The organism is Rhodococcus sp. MT28, assembly GCF_058792695.1.
In genome coordinates this window covers 807,197-824,053 of the sequence record NZ_JBXAFD010000003.1, presented here as the reverse complement: position 1 = coordinate 824,053, position 16,857 = coordinate 807,197, and the positions used below count along the sequence as shown (strand labels likewise).

Genomic DNA, 16,857 nt, shown 5'->3' with positions numbered 1-16,857 from the left:
CGGTGACGCCAGTTATCGTGGAGTCGTTGTTGAAATACCACTCTGATCGAATTGGACCTCTAACCTCGGACCATGATCTGGTTCAGGGACAGTGCCTGGTGGGTAGTTTAACTGGGGCGGTTGCCTCCCAAAATGTAACGGAGGCGCCCAAAGGTTCCCTCAGCCTGGTTGGCAATCAGGTGTCGAGTGCAAGTGCACAAGGGAGCTTGACTGTGAGACTGACAGGTCGAGCAGGGACGAAAGTCGGGACTAGTGATCCGGCACCGGCAAGTGGAAGCGGTGTCGCTCAACGGATAAAAGGTACCCCGGGGATAACAGGCTGATCTTCCCCAAGAGTCCATATCGACGGGATGGTTTGGCACCTCGATGTCGGCTCGTCGCATCCTGGGGCTGGAGTAGGTCCCAAGGGTTGGGCTGTTCGCCCATTAAAGCGGCACGCGAGCTGGGTTTAGAACGTCGTGAGACAGTTCGGTCTCTATCCGCCGCGCGCGTTAGAAACTTGAGGAAGGCTGTCCCTAGTACGAGAGGACCGGGACGGACGAACCTCTGGTGTGCCAGTTGTTCCGCCAGGAGCACCGCTGGTTAGCTACGTTCGGAAGGGATAACCGCTGAAAGCATCTAAGCGGGAAGCCTGTTCCAAGATGAGGTTTCTCACCCCCTCGAGGGGGTAAGGCCCCCGGCAGACCACCGGGTTGATAGGCCAGAACTGGAAGTGCAGTAATGCATGCAGGTGACTGGTACTAATAGGCCGAGGACTTACCACAAAGAAGCTACGCGTCCACTGTGCGGTATCTGAAACAACACACAGATACTGATGAGAAACCCTGTTTTCTCCATCCCCCAACACCAGAAACTGGTGTTGACGGGTGGTGAAACCAGGTGATCAGAAGAAGGTTACTGTGACAGTTTCATAGAGTTACGGCGGTCATAGCGAAGGGGAAACGCCCGGTCCCATTCCGAACCCGGAAGCTAAGCCCTTCAGCGCCGATGGTACTGCACTCGACAGGGTGTGGGAGAGTAGGACACCGCCGAACACCCGTTAACCGAAAGGGGACCCAACATATTGGGTCCCCTTTCGTGCGTTGTATGAGAGGAATGACTGTGTCGGAGAATGGCGACGAGCGTCGGTCCTTCCGTGGGGGAGGAGCGCCTCGATCAGGTGGCCCCCGTCGTGACAACGACGGGCGTGGATCACGCGGCGCTGCAGGCGGAGACCGCCGCGGTGGTGCCGGAGACAACAACCGTGGCGGTGCTGGAAACAGTAACCGCGGCGGCGGATTCAACGGCGGACAGCGTCGCGGCGGCGAGGGTGGGTTCACCCCTCGTGGACGCGATGGCGACCGCAACCGTCAGCAAGCACGACCTGACGAACCGGATTTGCCCGACAACGTAGAGCCCACGGAGTTGGACCCGGCCGTTCGTCGGGATCTGCTCAGCCTCGACAAGGACAACGCCAACACGGTTGCGCGTCACCTCGTCATGGCGGGCAAGCTCGTCGACGAAGATCCGGAACTCGCACTGCTCCACGCTCGCGCTGCCCGTCAGCGCGCCGGCCGAATTGCGGTCGTTCGTGAAGCTGCCGGAATCACCGCGTACCACGCCGGTGAATGGGCTGAAGCTCTCTCCGAGCTTCGTGCTGCCCGTCGAATGGCTGGCGGACCGGGTCTGATCGCTGTCATGGCCGACTGCGAACGCGGTTTGGGTCGACCCGAACGCGCGATCGAGCTCGGCCGTAGCGACGAGGCTGCCCTGCTTTCGGGCGACGAGGCGTCTGAGTTGAGGATCGTCGTCGCGGGCGCCCGCATGGATCTCGGTCAGTTCGACCAGGCAGTTGTCACACTGCAGACCAAGGATCTGGACGCAGCGCGTACCGGTGAAGCTGCGGCTCGGCTGTTCTACGCCTACGCCGATGCCCTCGTTGCAGCTGGTCGTGTCGAAGACGGACTGAAATGGTTCCTCAACGCTGCAGCTGCTGACCTCGAGGGTGACACGGATGCTGAAGAACGGGTGGCCGAGTTGACCGGAGAAGATCAGTGACCGTGCTTCGTACTCAGTACGACGTACTTTTGCTCGATCTCGATGGCACTCTGTACGCCGGAGCTCATGCGATTCCCGGCACCCAGGCCGCTCTCGGTCAGGGCACGCAGGCCTTGTACTACGTGACCAACAATGCGAGTCGCTCGCCTTCGGCAGTGTCGGCGCATCTGACCGAACTCGGTTTCGATTCCGAAGACGATCGTGTCGTCACCAGTTCTCAGACGGCAGTGCGTCTGCTGTCGGAGCGTCTCGAACCCGGTGCCGCTGTGCTCGTCGTCGGTACCGACGCATTGGCCGACGAGGTGACGCGCGTCGGGTTGCTTCCGGTGCGCGAATTCGCGGATTCTCCGGTTGCTGTCGTTCAAGGACATTCGACGGAGACCAACTGGTCGATCCTTGCCGAGGCGTGCTTGGCGATCCGGGCCGGTGCGCTGTGGGTAGCGGCAAACCTGGACACAACACTGCCGTCGGAGCGGGGTTTGGTGCTGGGCAACGGCTCGATGGTGGCAGCTCTACGCGCTGCGACCAAGCAGGAACCGTTGGTGGCAGGTAAGCCTGCTGCACCGCTGATGGAGGACGCGCTCGCTCGCAGCGGGTGCTCGCGTCCACTGGTGGTCGGTGATCGTTTGGACACCGATATCGAAGGCGCACAAGCTGTTTCGATCGACTCGTTGTTGGTTCTCACCGGTGTGAGCACGCCGGGTGACGTACTGCGGGCTCCGGTTGAGCAGCGCCCCACCTACATTGCAGCAACTCTGGATTCGCTCAATCAGCCGGCCGTCGAATCGCTGGTCGGTGCGGACTCCAAGTGGTCTGTCTCCGTGAACGGGTCGGCGCTGGTTGTCGACGGCCCGGTTGTCGGGGACGAGATGTCGCTTCTACGCGCGGTTGCGCCTGTCGCATGGGCTAATCCGTCGTTCCGGACCCTGGAAGCGTCGGATGCCGGCGTGGCGGATCTGTTTGCATCCTGGCTCGTCTGATCTCTCGCAAATGTGTTCGACTCGCGGGGGTGCGGGTGTATGCGTAACCGAGAGTCATGCACTAACGTTGTGCCCGATGAGCACGCCGACACCGCACCCCGGAAACACGAGTAACGGATCTCCGTTGCCCGGGCCACGCCCTTCCGTCGATCCGGAACGCATACGTTCTGACGTCGACGGTTTGCTGGCGCGCCTCGGTGGCATCGAACAGGATCCGAACGATCAGCACGGAGCAGGTGTGATTCCGCAGAAGGCACATATTTTGGAACAGGCACACGAGGTGCTCGTCCAGGCACTCGCCTCTGTGGACAGGGCTTGACGTGGCACGTAGAGCACGGGTGGACGCCGAACTTGTCCGTCGCGGACTCGCACGGTCACGAGATCATGCGCAAGAACTGATTTCCGCCGGGCGAGTTCTCATCTCGGGAGCCGTTGCGACCAAGCCTGCGACGGCGATCGAAGCCGGAACGCCACTTCGGGTCGTCGAGGTGGAGCAGGAAGTTTCGTGGGCGTCGCGAGGTGCTCACAAACTGATCGGCGCACTCGACGCCTTCGGTGCCGAAGGATTGACGGTCGAAGGTCGCCGTTGCCTCGACGCCGGCGCATCCACCGGTGGGTTCACCGATGTTCTGCTGACGCGTGGTGCGAAGGAAGTTGTCGCAGTCGACGTCGGCTACGGACAACTGGTGTGGCGCCTGCAGTCCGATGACCGGGTGCACGTCATCGACCGAACCAATGTTCGTGCAATTGATGCAGAGACCATCGGCGGAACTGTCGATCTCGTTGTCGCGGACTTGTCGTTCATTTCTCTCAAACTTGTACTCGGGGCGTTTGTCGCCTGTACTGCTGACGGCGCGGACCTGGTTCCGATGGTCAAGCCTCAGTTCGAGGTGGGCAAGGACCGCGTCGGTGCCGGTGGCGTCGTACGAGATCCGGAATTGCGAATCTTGGCTGTGCTCGACGTGTCGGAGGCTGCTGCAAAGGTAGGTCTGCGGACGTTAGGTGTCGTGGCCAGCCCATTGCCCGGTCCGTCGGGAAATGTCGAGTATTTCCTGTGGCTTCGAAAGGCAGGTTCGCCCGGTGATCACGAGCCGGACACCGAGGGAATTCCTTCGGTGGAGGACATGATTCGCAAGGCTGTAGAGGAAGGGCCCCAGTGAACGCGGTCACGAACGGCGAGTCGCGCGAGATCCTTCTTGTCGCACACCCTGGTCGACGTGACATCACGGAAACCGCCAAGCGAGTCGGGAAGATTTTCGAACGGGCGGGAATCGGGCTGCGAGTCCTCGTCGACGAAGCAGACAGCTCGCGCATCGAAGCAATGACGGAACCCGCGGGCTTCTCTGCGCCGGGTCTCGACGTCACGGTTGTTCATCCCGGTGCTGATGCTGCCGTCGGATGCGAGTTGGTTCTGGTTCTCGGTGGTGACGGCACATTTCTGCGCGCCGCCGAACTCGCTCAAGAAGCGTCCATTCCGGTACTGGGCATCAACCTCGGACGGATCGGATTTCTGGCAGAGACCGAGGCGGAGCATCTCGACGAGGCTCTCGCGCAGGTAGTTCGCAAGGAATATCGCGTCGAGTCCCGTATGACACTCGACGTCGTGATTCGGGTGGACGACGAGATCATCGACCGCGGGTGGGCGCTCAACGAGGCCAGCATCGAGAACCGTTCGCGTTTGGGAGTTCTCGAAGTTGTCCTCGAGGTCGACGGCCGACCGGTGTCTGCCTTCGGTTGCGATGGTGTTCTCGTGTCCACTCCCACCGGCTCGACCGCTTATGCATTTTCCGCAGGCGGCCCCGTCGTGTGGCCCGAACTCGAAGCATTGCTCGTCGTACCCAGCAACGCGCATGCGCTGTTCGCGCGGCCGTTGGTCACCAGCCCGAATTCGATCATCGCGGTGGAGACCGTCGCCGGTAGCCACGACGGCCTGGTCTTCTGCGACGGGCGTCGTACGTTGGAACTGCCTGCCGGCGCTCGCGTCGAGATCGTTCGCGGCGCCACTCCCGTCAAGTGGGTCCGGTTGGACTCTGCGCCCTTCGCTGATCGGATGGTTCGCAAGTTCGAGCTTCCGGTTACCGGATGGCGAGGAAGGAAGCCTTAATCGTGCTCGCAGAGATCCGTATCGACAGTCTTGGTGTGATCTCCGAGGCCAGCGCCCAGTTCCACGAGGGCCTGACCGTCCTGACCGGTGAAACCGGCGCAGGTAAAACGATGGTCGTCACCAGCTTGCATCTCCTCAGCGGAGCGCGAGCCGATGCCGGTCGGGTGCGGTTGGGCGCGTCGCGAGCCGTCGTCGAAGGACGATTCATCGCCGACGACGTCTCACCGGCCACCGAGCGTGAGATCGTCCGAATCCTGGAATCGTCCGGCGCCGAGCGCGACGAGGACGGGACCATCATCGCCGTCCGGACAGTCGGCAGCGACGGCCGCTCACGGGCTCATCTCGGCGGACGAAGCGTGCCGGCGGGAGTTCTCTCCGAATTCACGGACCCACTTCTGACTGTCCACGGACAGAACGATCAGCTGCGATTGCTTCGTCCCGACCAGCAACGCAATGCGCTGGACCGCTTCGGGGACAAGGCAATCGGAACGCTGCTGACGAGGTACCGCAAACACCGTCGTGAATGGCTCGATGCTCGTTCGGAGTTGATCGAACGCACGTCGAAGGCTCGTGAACTGGCGCAAGAAGCAGATCAGTTGACCTTCGCGCTCAACGAAATCGACGGCGTGGCACCCGAGCCAGGCGAGGACACGGCGATAGTTGCCGAAGTTCGACGACTCAGTGAACTCGATTCGCTCCGCTCGGCTGCGGAAGAGGCGCACGCTGCGCTCGCCGGTAGTGACGACATGGCAAGCGGCGACGTCGGGGTCATGCCGGCGCTAGACCTGATGTCCGAAGCGCGGGCGCGTATCGAGTCGGTCACCGACGCAGATCTGGACGGCCTCGGTTCCCGGTTGGCCGACGCTATTGCCGTCGTCACCGATGTTGCCGGTGACCTGAACACCTATCTGTCCGGGCTGCCCGCAGACCCGGGTGCTCTGGACTCGCTGCTGTCGCGGCAATCGGAACTGAAGACTCTGACTCGCAAGTACGCCGCCGATGTCGACGGTGTTCTCGAATGGGCAGATACCGCTCGCGCTCGTCTGTCCAAACTCGACGTGTCGTCGGATGCGTTGTCGCTGTTGGCCAAGCAGGTCGAGGAGACGGCTGGCCTCACCGCGGAAGCCGCCACAAAGCTGAGCGCCGCGCGAGTCAAGGCAGCGGCAAAGCTCGCCAAAGCCGTCAGCGCGGAACTCGCCGGTCTGGCGATGGGACGTGCGGGTCTCGAGGTGACTGTGCGTTCGCAGCCTGCCGGCCCGCAGGACTCGGCGCCGCTCAGCGTCGGGGGAGTAGACCTTCATGCCGGGTCTGCCGGCGTCGACGAGGTGGAATTCCGTCTGTCTGCGCACAGCGGGGCACCGTCACTTCCGATCAGCAAGAGCGCTTCCGGTGGCGAGCTGTCACGCGTCATGCTGGCGCTCGAGGTTGTTCTCGCTGGTAGCGACACCGGCGCGACGATGGTTTTCGACGAAGTGGACGCGGGGGTCGGTGGTCGCGCTGCTGTCGAGATCGGCCGCCGATTGGCGAAACTTGCTCGTACGCATCAGGTTATCGTCGTCACCCACCTTCCGCAGGTTGCTGCGTTTGCCGACACCCACCTCGTGGTGGACAAGGTCGACGACAAAGGCGGCGTGGTGAGCAGTGGCGTGCGGACCTTGTCGGATTCGGATCGGGTGGTCGAATTGGCTCGTATGTTGGCAGGGCTGGACGACACCGAGACCGGTCGTGCGCACGCCGAAGAACTGCTCGAGATCGCGAATGCGGCCCGCGTCACAGATTGAAGGTTCTGTGGTGTTGGTGTGACTGATGTGGTAGTTGTCGGCGCGCCTCCACCGGTCAACGCGGTTTCAGGTTCATCATCGAAGCCATGAAGATGCCCGGATTGCTCTCACGTAACACCGAATCCTTGCCTGGGATCAGTGGCATCGCCAGGGCCGATCGGAACACGGCGAAGCTTCTACGCCGCGTCGGTCCTGGAGACATCGTGATCCTCGACGAAGTCGACATCGATCGCCGGACCGCCGATGCTCTGGTGAAAGCCGGAGTCATGGCCGTGGTCAACGCGTCGCCGTCGATTTCGGGGCGGTACCCCAACCTCGGACCGGAAGTGATCGTCGCCAACGACATCGTTCTGATCGATGCCGTAGACGGTGACGTCTTCAAGAACGTCAAGGACGGCAGCAAGATCCGCCTGCACGAGGGCGAGATCTTCAACGGCGAGAAGAGCCTCGTCAAGGGCGAAGAGCAGACCGAGGCCGAGATCTCCGATCGGATGATCGAGGCCAAGACCGGCCTGGTCGATCACCTGGAAGCGTTCTCGGGTAACACCATCGAGTTCATCCGCACCGAAAGTCCTTTGCTGATCGACGGAATCGGTGTTCCGGACATCGACATCGACTTGAAGGATCGCCACGTCGTGGTCGTCTCCGACGGACCCGAACACGAGGCCGATCTGAAGAACCTCAAGCCCTTCATCAAGGAGTATTCGCCGATCCTGATCGGTGTCGGTGCAGGTGCGGACGTGTTGAGCAAGGCCGGATACCGCCCCGATCTGATCGTGGGCGACCCGGAAGAGATCACCAGTTCCACCCTCAAGTCCGGCGCGGAAGTTGTTCTGCCCGCAGACCAGGACGGTCATGCGGCGGGGCTTTCCCGAATCCAGGATCTCGGGATCGGGGCGATGACGTTCCCGGCGACCTGCTCACCGACCGACCTTGCGTTGCTGCTCGCCGATCACCACGGAGCTTCACTGATCGTGACGGTCGGCAACGTGGTGTCCTTGGACGAGTTCTTCGACCGTGGGCGTCGTGAAAGCAATCCGTCGGCGTTCATGACACGGCTCAAGGTGGGACCGAAACTGGTCGACGCCAAGGCTGTGGCAACGCTGTATCGAAGTCGAGTGTCCGGCGGCGCGATTGCGCTCCTGGTGCTCGCCGCCCTGGTGGCAGTGATCGTCGCCCTGGTCGTGTCCAATGCCGGTAGTGAAGTTCTCGACTGGGCAATCGCAACGTGGAACAGCTTCGCGCTGTGGGTTCAGGGGCTCTTCAAGTGATTTCGATGCGTCAACATGCAATTTCCATAGCGGCAATCTTCCTGGCACTCGCGATCGGCGTGGTGCTCGGTTCCGGAATGCTGTCCAGTGGATTGCTTTCGGGTCTGCGCGACGACAAGGCGGACCTGCAGAACGAGATCGAAGACCTCAATCAACAGTCCAATCAGCTTCAGCAGCAACTCAATTCCGCGGACGGCTTCGATGCCGCTGTCGGCGGTCGCGTCGTGCGTGACAGTCTCGCTGGTCGCACCGTCGTCGTCATCACGGCACCGGACGCCGATCCCGGTGATCTCGACGGTGTCAACCGACTCGTCACTGCCGCCGGCGGTGCCGTGACCGGACGCGTCTCGCTCACCGATTCGTTTGTCGACGCCACCGGTGGTGACCGCTTGCGGACCGTCGTCACCAATGTCATCCCTGCGGGGATCACCCTCAAGACCGGTGCGGTCGATCAGGGCAGTCTCGCGGGTGATCTGCTCGGTTCGGTTCTGCTTCTCAACGGGCAGAACAGCGAGCCGCAGAGCACTCCGGACGAGATGAATCTCGCGCTCGACTCGCTGCGTAGCGCCGGTTTCATCAGCTACGACGACGGAGCGGTCAAGCCGGCTCAACTCGCCGTGGTTCTCACCGGCGACAACAAGAGTGAATCCGACGCAGCCACGGGTAACCGCGGCGCCGTCATCGCCCGGTTCGCCGGTGCTCTCGACGGACGCGGCGCAGGAACGATTCTCGCGGGCCGGCCTGGCTCGGCCGAGGGCAGTGGTCCGGTTGCCGTCGCTCGTGCGGACGCGGCGCTCTCAGCGGGCTTGACGACCATCGACAACATCGATCGGGAGTCGGGCAAGATCACCACGCCGTTGGCGCTGCAGGAACAGTTGAACGGCGGCGCCGGCCGCTACGGCACGGGACCGGGAGCGGCGGCGGTCACCGTCGGCGCACCCACCAACTGAACACCCCGGTATTGATACGCCGGTCACATCGGGGGCGGAAAGTCGGCGCGTTGTAGGCACCGACCCCCGATAGGTGTTACCGTGAAATCCCGTGGGTCGGCAGGCCCCAGCATGCTTCATCAGACCAAGCCCTGCACAGTCGTCACGGGAGCCCCTTTGCCACAGTCACGCACTAACACGCGTACCGCCACCAAGCACATCTTCGTCAGCGGAGGTGTAGCTTCCTCGCTCGGCAAAGGTTTGACCGCCTCGAGCCTGGGACAGTTGTTGACCGCGCGGGGAATGCGCGTGACCATGCAGAAGCTCGATCCCTATCTCAATGTGGATCCGGGCACCATGAACCCCTTCCAGCACGGCGAGGTCTTCGTCACCGAAGACGGTGCCGAGACCGACCTCGACGTCGGACACTACGAGCGGTTCCTCGACCGTGACCTCTCCGGCCAGGCGAACGTCACCACCGGCCAGGTGTACTCGACGGTCATCGCCAAGGAACGCCGCGGCGAGTACCTCGGCGACACCGTTCAGGTCATCCCGCACATCACCGACGAGATCAAGCGTCGCATCCTCGAGATGAGCGGTCCGGATCTGCAGGGACACCGCCCGGACGTCGTGATCACCGAAATCGGTGGCACCGTCGGCGACATCGAATCGCAGCCCTTCCTCGAAGCCGCTCGCCAGGTCCGCCACGACGTCGGCCGCGACAACGTCTTCTTCCTGCACGTCTCCCTCGTGCCGTACCTCGGCCCCTCCGGAGAACTCAAGACCAAGCCCACGCAGCACTCGGTTGCGTCGTTGCGCAGCATCGGCATTCAGCCCGACGCGCTGATCCTTCGTTGCGATCGTGACGTTCCGCAGGGCCTCAAGAACAAGATCGCCCTGATGTGCGACGTGGACGTCGACGCCTGCATCTCGACGCCCGACGCTCCCTCGATCTACGACATCCCGAAGGTTCTGCACCGTGAGGGCCTCGACGCTTACGTCGTTCGCCAGCTCGGACTCCCGTTCCGCGACGTCGACTGGACCGTGTGGGGCAACCTCCTCGATCGTGTTCACCAGCCGCGTGAGACGGTGCGCGTCGCATTGGTCGGCAAGTACGTCGACCTGCCCGACGCATACCTCTCCGTCACCGAGGCACTGCGCGCCGGTGGATTCGCGAACCGGTCCAAGGTCGAGATCTCCTGGGTCCCGTCGGACGCCTGTGAGACCGAAGCCGGAGCGCAGGCCGCTCTCGGTGACGTCGACGGTGTTCTGATCCCCGGTGGCTTCGGCATCCGCGGCATCGAAGGCAAGCTCGGCGCGATCCGTTTCGCACGTTCGCGCAAGCTGCCGTTGCTGGGTCTGTGCCTGGGTCTGCAGTGCGTCGTCATCGAAGCTGCTCGTAGCGTCGGCCTCGACGATGCCAACTCGGCCGAGTTCGAGCCGGACACCAAGCACCCGGTCATCTCCACGATGGCTGATCAGGAAGACGTCATCGCCGGTGACGCCGACCTCGGTGGCACCATGCGTCTGGGTGCATACCCGGCCGTGCTGACCAAGGGTTCCGTCGTCGCTCAGGCCTACGGAACCGAGGACGTCTCCGAGCGTCACCGTCACCGCTACGAGGTCAACAACACCTACCGCGACCGGATTGCCAAGTCCGGCTTGCAGTTCAGCGGAACCTCGCCGGACGGTCACCTGGTCGAGTTCGTCGAGTACCCGCGTGAGCAGCATCCGTTCTTCGTTGCCACCCAGGCACACCCGGAGCTCAAGAGCCGTCCGACGCGCCCGCACCCGCTGTTCGCGGCCTTCGTCGAAGCAGCGTTGACGTACAAGCTCGAAGAGCGCCTGCCCGTCGACGTCCACGGTGACGAGAAGATCGACACCGCTGCCACCGAGACGGCGCTCGACGCTGCAGTCGAGAACGTGGAAAAGGTCTAGCCACAGATGAGCGATCCCGGTCGGCACGAATTCGACACCCTCGGCTCCAAGACTGTCTACACCGGCGCGATCATCGCGTTGCGCGTCGACACCGTTGCGATGCCTGGTGGTCAGCGTGCCGATCGGGAAGTCGTCGAACACCACGGCGCCGTTGCCGTCGTGGCACTGGACGAGCACGACAACCTGGTGCTGATTCACCAGTACCGTCACCCGCTCGGGCACCGGTTGTGGGAAATCCCTGCCGGTCTGCTCGACGCTCCGGGGGAGAGCCCGGTCGAGGCTGCAGCGCGCGAGCTGGGCGAAGAAACCGGACTCGGCGCCGATCGATGGTCGGTGCTGGTCGATGTCGCTCTCTCACCCGGGTTCACGGACGAGGCGGTTCGCGTCTTCCTCGCCGAGGGGCTGCACGAGGTGGAGCGCGACGATCCCGAACACGAAGAAGCCGATCTCGAGATTTCGCGGGTTCCGCTCGCCGACGCCGTCGACATGGCGCTACGCGGCGACATCGTCAATGCCACAGCGGTATCGGGCATACTCGCGATCGCCACCGCACGCGCGACGGGCAAGCCGCTGCGCCCCGCCGACGCACCGTGGCCCGATCGTCCTCGCGCATTCGGAGAACGCAAGTCGCGAGCCTGAAGTGCTTGCCCGACAGGTGGACTCGTATCTCGACCATCTAGCGGTCGAGCGAGGATCTGCGCGCAATACTCTACTTTCCTATCGCCGCGACCTGAATCGGTACGCGGAGTACCTGCACGGACGCGGCATCGACGACGTCGCGGGCGTGACGGAGAACGACGTCACCGAATTCGTGACACATCTGCGCCTGGGCGACAAAGATGCCGGAGTCGTACCATTGGCGGCCAGTTCGGCAGCACGCACCCTGATCGCGGTCCGCGGATTCCACAAGTTTTCCGCCGCCGAAGGTCTGGTCAGCGTCGACGTGGCCCGAACGGTCAAGCCGCCGACGCCCGGACGCAAGCTGCCCAAGGCCCTGCCTCTCGACGACGTGATCGCCCTGCTCGACGCTTCGGGTGGCGGTGCGGCCGGTGACGGGCCCCGCGACCTGCGGGATCGCGCTCTGCTCGAGCTCCTGTACTCGACCGGAGCGCGAATCACCGAGGCGATCGATCTGGACGTCGACGACATCGATACCGAAACTCGTTCCGTGCTGCTCAAGGGCAAGGGCGGCAAGCAGCGGATCGTCCCCGTCGGCAGGCCGGCGATCGCCGCCGTCGACGCGTATCTCGTCCGCGGGCGCCCCAGCCTGGCGACGCGCGGTGTTCCTGCCCTCTTTCTCAACGCTCGCGGTGGACGCCTCTCGCGTCAGAGTGCATGGCAGATTCTTCAGGACGCGGCGGCGTCCGCCGGGATCAAGGCGGACGTCTCACCCCATACGCTCAGGCACTCGTTTGCCACACACCTGCTCGACGGCGGCGCGGACGTACGCGTCGTGCAGGAACTTCTCGGTCACGCTTCGGTAACCACGACGCAGATCTACACACTGGTCACCGTCACCGCGTTGCGCGAAGTGTGGGCTCAGGCACACCCGCGTGCCCGTTAGGGGTTGGTTGGCTCATGCGTGTCTGCGAGACCATTCGGTGATGTAAGCGGTAGCGTTCAAGGAGCGCGAGCGGCCTCCACCGCAGTTTCGGGGGTTTGCCGGCGCCGAGAGCAACCGCCGAAAGAGTAGGGGAGCATCGGACCGTGTCGACATCGCAGCCACCAGCGGCGGAGTCCGCGCCGCCGCATGTCAATGCCCAACTCTTCGAGCGCGTGAACGAATCAGCACCAGCTGTACCCTCCGAACCAGAGGCGATGTTCGAAATAGATACGACGCCAGTAGCCTCTCCACCTGCGGAAACCCTCACCGTTTCCGCGGAAGAACTCGGCCCGACAGGTCGACCGGTCCGCGAGGTACCCCAACCGACACCGTTGGCGCACCACGGACCCGCGATGATCATCGCGATGTGCAACCAGAAGGGCGGCGTCGGCAAGACGACGTCGACCATCAACCTGGGTGCATCGTTGGCTGAATACGGTCGTCGAGTGCTCCTGGTGGATCTCGATCCGCAAGGCGCGTTGTCTGCCGGACTGGGCGTTCAGCATCACGACCTCGAACTGACCGTCCATAACCTTCTGGTCGAACCACGTGTGTCCATCGACGACGTGCTGATGCGAACCCGGGTCGACGGCCTCGACCTGCTCCCCAGCAATATCGACCTTTCGGCCGCCGAGATCCAATTGGTCACCGAGGTCGGGCGTGAGCAGACCTTGGGACGCGTGTTGCACCCGGTTCTCGATCGGTACGACTACGTGCTCATCGACTGCCAGCCGTCGCTTGGCCTGCTCACCGTGAATGCGTTGGCCTGCGCCGATTCGGTCATCATTCCGATGGAATGCGAGTACTTCAGCCTGCGCGGCCTGGCACTGCTCAACGACACCGTCGAAAAGGTGCACGACCGTCTCAATCCGAAGCTCGAGTTGGCCGGCATCGTCGTCACGATGTTCGACGCTCGGACCCTGCACGCCCGTGAGGTGATGGCACGCGTCGTCGAGGTGTTCGGCGACGTCGTCTACGACACGGTGATCAACCGCACCGTTCGATTCCCCGAAACCAGCGTCGCCGGTGAGCCGATCACGACGTGGGCGCCGAAATCGGCTGGGGCCGAGGCATATAGAGCATTGGCCCGCGAGGTCATTCACCGGTCTGGTCGTTAGTGGAACTGATTGCATCGCAAGAAGATTCGGTCGAAGTCGAGCCGGATTCGATCGACCCGAACGTGCCGACCGACGCTCAGACCGCAGCCAAGGCTGCCGGTTTCCGAGTCACTCTCCGGAACTTCGAAGGCCCGTTCGATCTGCTGTTGAACCTGATCAATCAACGACAGCTCGATGTCACCGAAGTCGCGCTGCACACCGTCACTGACGATTTCATCGCATACACCAAGGAACTCGGCAGTGCGATGGGCCTCGATCAGACAACAGAGTTTCTGGTCGTCGCAGCCACTCTTCTGGACCTGAAAGCGGCAAGGCTGTTGCCCGCCGGGCAGGTCGAGGACGCGGAGGATCTGGCGCTTCTCGAAGCCCGCGACCTTCTCTTCGCGCGACTGCTGCAGTACCGGGCGTACAAACAAGTTGCGGCGCTGTTCGGTGAGTTGGAGGAAGCAGCGCTGCGGCGCTATCCGCGCTCGGTTGCCGTCGAGGTTCAGTTCACCGAACTCCTGCCCGAGGTGTTGTTGGGCGTCGATCCTCAGCGTTTTGCGGAGATCGCGGCGACGGTGTTCACACCGCGTCCGGTGCCGACGGTGGGCCTCGATCACCTCCATGTGTCCAATATCTCGATACCCGAGCAGGCTGAGCGAATTCTCGAGTTGCTGCGCGAGCGAGGCATAGGGGAGTGGACACCCTTCGGGGACCTCGTTGCCGAGTGTGAGATCACCGTCGAGATAGTCGCAAGATTTCTCGCGTTGCTCGAGTTGTATCGCAGGCAGGTCATTGTGTTCGAGCAACCCGAAGCACTCGGACCGCTGATGGTGAGTTGGACCGGAGACGACCCGGCCGCGCCGGTCACAGAGGAGGACTACGGATGAACGCCGAGCCGACGGAATCGGAATCTTCGCAGCTAGACGAGATGATCGAGCCTACCGAACACGCCTCGGAGTCCGAAGATTCCGCCCCCGATTTCGAACTCGACGACGATCAACTCGACGCAGTGCTGGAGTCGCTTCTGCTTGTCGTGGATTCGCCGGCCGAAGTGAACCAACTCGCATCTGTCACCGGAACCGCGCCGGAACGAGTCGAAGAACGCCTGACGTCGATGTCGGCCGCATTGACCGCTCGCGGCAGCGGAATGGACCTTCGCTACGCGGGCGAAGGATGGCGTCTGTACACGCGACAAGAGTTTGCCCCGTACGTGGAAAAGCTGCTATTGGACGGCGCACGCACCAAATTGACCAGGGCGGCATTGGAAACTTTGGCCGTAGTCGCATACCGTCAACCGTTGACTCGTGCGCGGATCAGTGCGGTACGAGGCGTCAACGTGGACGGGGTGGTACGCACCCTCCTTGCCCGCGGACTGATCGCGGAAGCCGGGCCTGACCCGGACACCAACGCGACACGGTACTCCACGACCGAACTGTTCCTCGAACGGCTCGGCCTGGCCTCGCTGAGCGAGCTCCCGGAGTTGGCCCCGCTCTTGCCTGATGTCGATCTCATCGACGACATCAGCGAAAGCCTGGAATCCGATCCGCGATTTGCGAGAATGAACAAGGCAGACGTGCCCGCTGACGTAGTGGACACCGAAGTCGACGACTGACCGGAATCCCGGCGCTCGTCAGCACCGAGAAAGACCCGACCACGCTCGGGAAACAGTAGAAAACTGACAGGAAAAAAGTGAACAATCCCGCTCGCCGAGATGGCACACCGGACCGTAACAACTCCCGCGACAACCGCGGCGCACGCAGCGATGCACCCCGTGGTGGTCGCAGCGACGCCCCCCGCGGCGCACGTAGCGAAGCGCCCCGTGGTGGACGCAGCAACACTTCCCGCAGTACCTCCGGATACGACCGCAACGCCGGATCCGACCGTCCCCGCACGGACGACCGTCGCGGTGGATTCAATGATGACCGTCGCCCGCCGCGCAGCGATGACCGTCGCCCGCCGCGCAGCGATGACCGTCGCCCCGCACGTACCGACGACCGTCGTGGTGGCTACAACGACGACCGTCGCGGACCGCGCACTGACGACCGCCGCGGACCCCGCAGCGATGACCGCCGTACCCCCCACGTCGACGCCCGTCGCGCACCGCGTGGCGGCGCTGACCGTCGTAGTGACGATCAGCGCGGCGCACGCCCCGACGCTCCTCGCGGCGGCGCATGGTCGAACGCACCTCGTGGGTCCAAGTTCGACGGACCTCCGCGCAAGCGCCCGGCAGCCCCGACACCGCCGGCGACCAACAAGCGTGGCAAGCCGAAGACCGAGAAGCCGCAGCGCGTCGTCTCTCAGAACCCGTTGGTCTCCAACGCCAAGCCGGCGCGTCATCAGCATGCCGAGATCACCAAGCACGACGGCCCGCCGAAGGGCGACGGCGTCCGCTTGCAGAAGGTGCTGGCTCAGGCCGGCGTCGCATCACGCCGCGCTGCTGAAGAACTGATCGATCAGGGTCGCGTCGAGGTCGACGGCCGCATCGTGGTCGAACAGGGTCTGCGTGTCGACCCCGAGAACGCAGTGGTTCGTGTCGACGGCGTCCGCGTCGTCGTGCAGAAGGACCTCGTCTACCTCGCGATGAACAAGCCGCGTGGCTGGCAGTGCACCATGTCCGACGATCTCGGTCGTCCGTGCGTCGGTGACATCGTCTCCGAGCGCGTTCAGTCGGGTCAGCGGCTCTTCCACGTCGGCCGTCTCGACGCCGACACCGAAGGCTTGCTTCTCTTCACCAACGACGGTGACTTGGCTCACCGCCTGATGCACCCGTCGTTCGAGGTTCCGAAGACGTACCTCGCCACGGTTCACGGCGTTGTCGAGCGCAGCACCGGCAAGCAGCTGCGTGACGGTGTCACTCTCGATGACGGTCCGGCCAAGGTGGACGCGTTCACCGTGCTCGAGATCAACGAGGGCAAGACGCTCGTCAAGCTCGTACTGCACGAGGGCCGTAAGCACATCGTGCGTCGCCTCCTCGATGCCGTCGGTCACCCCGTTGTCCGCCTGGTACGCACCAACGTCGGAGTTGTCGCTCTCGGCGATCAGCGTCCGGGAACGCAGCGCGTCCTCGGACGTAGCGAGGTCGGTGGACTGTACGAGGCGGTCGGCCTGTGA

15 protein-coding genes and 2 rRNA genes are annotated in these 16,857 nt (G+C 63.3%); all 17 read left to right on the top strand.

Features of this window, described 5'->3' with window-relative positions; genetic code table 11:
* Positions 1–764: ribosomal RNA gene (locus AC1Q6C_RS16425) — 23S ribosomal RNA — on the top strand; the annotation flags it as partial.
* Positions 765–917: 153 nt separating this feature from the next.
* Positions 918–1,034 (top strand): 5S ribosomal RNA (gene rrf, locus AC1Q6C_RS16420).
* A 61-nt stretch (positions 1,035–1,095) separates the two neighbouring features.
* Entirely contained in the window at positions 1,096–2,037 is a 942-nt protein-coding gene (locus AC1Q6C_RS16415; protein ID WP_073513327.1) for a tetratricopeptide repeat protein, read from the top strand.
* Positions 2,034–3,017, top strand: coding sequence for an HAD-IIA family hydrolase (locus tag AC1Q6C_RS16410; protein WP_007731903.1), 984 nt, complete (start codon positions 2,034–2,036; stop codon positions 3,015–3,017). The genes AC1Q6C_RS16415 and AC1Q6C_RS16410 overlap by 4 nt, the downstream gene beginning before the upstream one ends.
* Positions 3,018–3,093: 76 nt before the next feature.
* The gene (locus AC1Q6C_RS16405) at positions 3,094–3,336 is read left to right on the top strand and encodes a hypothetical protein (protein ID WP_003946140.1); all 243 of its coding nucleotides are present in this window, start codon (positions 3,094–3,096) and stop codon (positions 3,334–3,336) included.
* A 1-nt stretch (position 3,337) separates the two neighbouring features.
* The gene (locus tag AC1Q6C_RS16400; protein WP_492666707.1) at positions 3,338–4,177 is read left to right on the top strand and encodes a TlyA family RNA methyltransferase; all 840 of its coding nucleotides are present in this window, start codon (positions 3,338–3,340) and stop codon (positions 4,175–4,177) included.
* Complete coding sequence (locus AC1Q6C_RS16395; protein ID WP_047270483.1) at positions 4,174–5,121, top strand: NAD kinase; 948 nt, start codon at positions 4,174–4,176, stop codon at positions 5,119–5,121. Before AC1Q6C_RS16400 ends, AC1Q6C_RS16395 begins: the two co-directional genes overlap by 4 nt.
* 2 nt (positions 5,122–5,123) lie before the next feature.
* Complete coding sequence (recN, locus tag AC1Q6C_RS16390) at positions 5,124–6,902, top strand: DNA repair protein RecN (RefSeq protein ID WP_003946143.1); 1,779 nt, start codon at positions 5,124–5,126, stop codon at positions 6,900–6,902.
* Between the two features lie 86 nt (positions 6,903–6,988).
* Entirely contained in the window at positions 6,989–8,173 is a 1,185-nt protein-coding gene (steA, locus tag AC1Q6C_RS16385) for a putative cytokinetic ring protein SteA (RefSeq protein WP_007731902.1), read from the top strand.
* Positions 8,170–9,123: a copper transporter gene (locus AC1Q6C_RS16380; RefSeq protein ID WP_007731900.1), complete on the top strand. Its 954-nt coding sequence runs from the start codon at positions 8,170–8,172 to the stop codon at positions 9,121–9,123. The genes steA and AC1Q6C_RS16380 overlap by 4 nt, the downstream gene beginning before the upstream one ends.
* A 156-nt stretch (positions 9,124–9,279) precedes the next feature.
* Positions 9,280–11,040 (top strand): CTP synthase, encoded by a 1,761-nt coding sequence (pyrG, locus tag AC1Q6C_RS16375; protein ID WP_003946139.1) that lies wholly within the window; start codon positions 9,280–9,282, stop codon positions 11,038–11,040.
* A 6-nt stretch (positions 11,041–11,046) separates the two neighbouring features.
* Positions 11,047–11,679, top strand: a complete 633-nt coding sequence (locus tag AC1Q6C_RS16370) for an NUDIX domain-containing protein (RefSeq protein ID WP_047270484.1) — start codon at positions 11,047–11,049, stop codon at positions 11,677–11,679.
* A 1-nt stretch (position 11,680) separates the two neighbouring features.
* Positions 11,681–12,604 (top strand): site-specific tyrosine recombinase XerD, encoded by a 924-nt coding sequence (xerD, locus tag AC1Q6C_RS16365; protein WP_047270485.1) that lies wholly within the window; start codon positions 11,681–11,683, stop codon positions 12,602–12,604.
* Between the two features lie 143 nt (positions 12,605–12,747).
* Positions 12,748–13,761 (top strand): ParA family protein, encoded by a 1,014-nt coding sequence (locus AC1Q6C_RS16360; protein WP_003946138.1) that lies wholly within the window; start codon positions 12,748–12,750, stop codon positions 13,759–13,761.
* 50 nt (positions 13,762–13,811) lie between these two features.
* Positions 13,812–14,633: a segregation and condensation protein A gene (locus AC1Q6C_RS16355; RefSeq protein WP_492666713.1), complete on the top strand. Its 822-nt coding sequence runs from the start codon at positions 13,812–13,814 to the stop codon at positions 14,631–14,633.
* Positions 14,634–14,674: 41 nt separating this feature from the next.
* Positions 14,675–15,358 carry an SMC-Scp complex subunit ScpB gene (gene scpB, locus AC1Q6C_RS16350; protein WP_492666712.1) on the top strand — a complete coding sequence of 228 codons (684 nt, stop codon included), beginning with the start codon at positions 14,675–14,677 and terminating at the stop codon, positions 15,356–15,358.
* A gap of 77 nt (positions 15,359–15,435) precedes the next feature.
* Positions 15,436–16,857, top strand: a complete 1,422-nt coding sequence (locus AC1Q6C_RS16345) for a pseudouridine synthase (RefSeq protein ID WP_019748584.1) — start codon at positions 15,436–15,438, stop codon at positions 16,855–16,857.

Bases quoted from the DNA above. Each gene is read 5' to 3' on its own strand.
- AC1Q6C_RS16415 (WP_073513327.1), top strand. From the start codon at position 1,096: ATGACTGTGTCGGAGAATGGCGACGAGCGTCGGTCCTTCCGTGGGGGA.
- AC1Q6C_RS16370 (WP_047270484.1), top strand. From the start codon at position 11,047: ATGAGCGATCCCGGTCGGCACGAATTCGACACCCTCGGCTCCAAGACT.
- steA (WP_007731902.1), top strand. From the start codon at position 6,989: ATGAAGATGCCCGGATTGCTCTCACGTAACACCGAATCCTTGCCTGGG.
- scpB (WP_492666712.1), top strand. From the start codon at position 14,675: ATGATCGAGCCTACCGAACACGCCTCGGAGTCCGAAGATTCCGCCCCC.
- AC1Q6C_RS16405 (WP_003946140.1), top strand. From the start codon at position 3,094: ATGAGCACGCCGACACCGCACCCCGGAAACACGAGTAACGGATCTCCG.